The sequence below is a fragment of the uncultured Amaricoccus sp. genome (genome assembly GCF_937858865.1).
GTDB lineage: Bacteria > Pseudomonadota > Alphaproteobacteria > Rhodobacterales > Rhodobacteraceae > Amaricoccus.
In genome coordinates this window covers 1-2,046 of sequence record NZ_CALLYO010000421.1, presented here as the reverse complement: position 1 = coordinate 2,046, position 2,046 = coordinate 1, and the positions used below count along the sequence as shown (strand labels likewise).

General features: G+C 72.9%; 2 protein-coding genes. One reads left to right on the top strand and one right to left on the bottom strand.

Going from position 1 to position 2,046, the window contains the following annotated elements:
* Window positions 1–1,013: choline-sulfatase (gene betC, locus Q0112_RS12485; RefSeq protein ID WP_297975813.1), on the top strand; the 1,013-nt coding region annotated here is incomplete at its 5' end.
* A gap of 52 nt (window positions 1,014–1,065) precedes the next feature.
* Here the strand turns inward: betC and Q0112_RS12480 are convergent.
* Entirely contained in the window at window positions 1,066–1,944 is an 879-nt protein-coding gene (locus Q0112_RS12480; protein WP_297975812.1) for a DMT family transporter, read from the bottom strand.
* Window positions 1,945–2,046 lie beyond the last annotated feature (102 nt).

Sequence of the window (2,046 nt, the reverse complement as noted above, 5' to 3'; positions counted from 1 at the left end):
AGGTCGCCTATCACGCGACCGCCAAGCTGCACGACCTCTCCCGCCGCCGCGACCCGCGCCCCTGGTGCCTGACGGTCAGCTTCACCCATCCGCACGACCCCTACGTCGCGCGCCCCCGCTTCTGGGATCTCTACGCCAACTGCCCGGCGCTCGACCCCGAGACCGGCCCCGTCCCCTTCGAGGAGCAGGACCCGCACGGCCGGCGCCTGATGCGCGCCGCCGAGCACGACGCCTTCCCGATCACGCCGGAGGACGTCCGCCGCTCCCGCCGCGCCTATTTCGCCAACATCAGCTACATCGACGAGAAGATCGGCGAGATCCTCGCCGTCCTCGACCGCGCCGGCTTCGCCGAGGACACGGCGATCCTTTTTCTCTCCGACCACGGCGACATGCTCGGCGCCCGCGGCCTCTGGTTCAAGATGAGCTTCCGCGACGGCGCCGCCCGCGTGCCGCTGATGCTCGCCGCCCCCGGCCTCGCCCCGGGCCGGCGCGACCACCCGGTCTCGCTCCTCGACGTGCTGCCCACCCTCACCGACCTCGCCGGCGTCGACCCCGCCGAGGTCGACTGCGACGGCGAGAGCCTCCTCGCCCCCGGCCCCCGCGGCCCGGTCCCGATGGAATACGCCGCCGAGGCCAGCGTCGCCCCGATGGTCGCCCTCCGCGACGGCCGCCACAAGCTCACCCTCTGCGAGGCCGACCCGGCCCAGCTCTTCGACCTCGAGGCCGACCCGCAGGAGGTCTGCGACCTCGCCGCCGATCCGGACCACGCCGCGACCCTCGCCCGCCTCGCCACCGCCGCCCGCGCCCGCTGGGACCTCGCCCGCTTCGACCGCGAGGTCCGCGCGAGCCAGGCCCGCCGCCGCATCGTCTACGAGGCGTTGCGCCAGGGCGCCTACACGCCGTGGGACTTCCAGCCCTTCCGCGCCGCCTCCGAACGCTACATGCGCAACCACATGGATCTGAACGTCCTCGAGGCCAACCAGCGCCATCCGCCGCCGGTAACGAAGAATTAACCCGGACATTTCCTTTTGTATCAAAGGCTTACTTATAGTTTCGCGTGCGAAATCACCCCAGGATCACCAGCAGGATCCCTCCCGCCACCAGTCCGATCGCCAGCGTCTCCCGCCCGCTCGGCCGCTCGCCGAAGGCATAGCGCGCCGTCAGCCAGGAGAAGACCAGCTCCACCTGCCCCACCGCCTTCACCTGCGCCACGGTGACGAGCGTGAAGGCCGTGAACCACCCGAGCGAGGCCAGCATCCCCGCCGCTCCGACCACCGCCTCGATCCGCCACTCCCTGAGGACCGCGCCGACCCCGCCCCCGCCCCGCAGCCGGAGCCAGCCGATCAGCAGCACCGACTGCACCAGCGTCACATAGGCGAGGGTGAAGGCCGGCCGGATCAGCAGCCCGCCGGTATCCGCGAGCGCCAGCGAGGCCGCCCGGTAGCCGATCCCCGCCACCGCGAAGGCGGCCCCGCAGGCGAGCCCGATCCCGGCCGCCTTGTTCGCCACCCCCGCCCCCGGCCGCCCCGACAGCATGACGAGCCCGACCAGACTGACGAGGATCCCGGCGACCGCCACCGCCCCCACCCGGTCGCCGAGCAGCAGGAAGCCGAAGAGCACTGCCTGCACCGTCTCGGTCTTGGCGAAGGTATTGCCGACCGCAAAGTTCCGCAGCGAGAAGAGATGCAGCAGCAGCAGCGTCCCCGCGATCTGCGCCGCCGCCCCCAGCAACCCCCAGCCGGCGAAGCCCCGGGTCGGCGCCGGCAGCGGATCGCCGAGCGCGACCAGCCCCGCCACCAGCGCCAGCGCCCAGGGCGCGGCGAAGAGGAAGCGGGCGCAGGTCGCCCCGACCAGCCCGACCCGCGGCGTCAGCGCCTTCTGCAGCGCCGTCCGGAGGTTCTGCAGGAAGGCGGCCGCCAGTGAGAGCGCGACCCAGAGCGGCATCTCAGAGTCGGTCCCGGAGCCCGTACCAGCTCATCGCCAGCACCAGCAGCGGCCAGCGCAGCGCCGCCCCGCCCGGAAAGCGCGGCTGCGGCAGCGAAGCGA

Bases quoted from the DNA above. Each gene is read 5' to 3' on its own strand.
- Q0112_RS12480 (WP_297975812.1), bottom strand. From the start codon at position 1,944: ATGCCGCTCTGGGTCGCGCTCTCACTGGCGGCCGCCTTCCTGCAGAAC.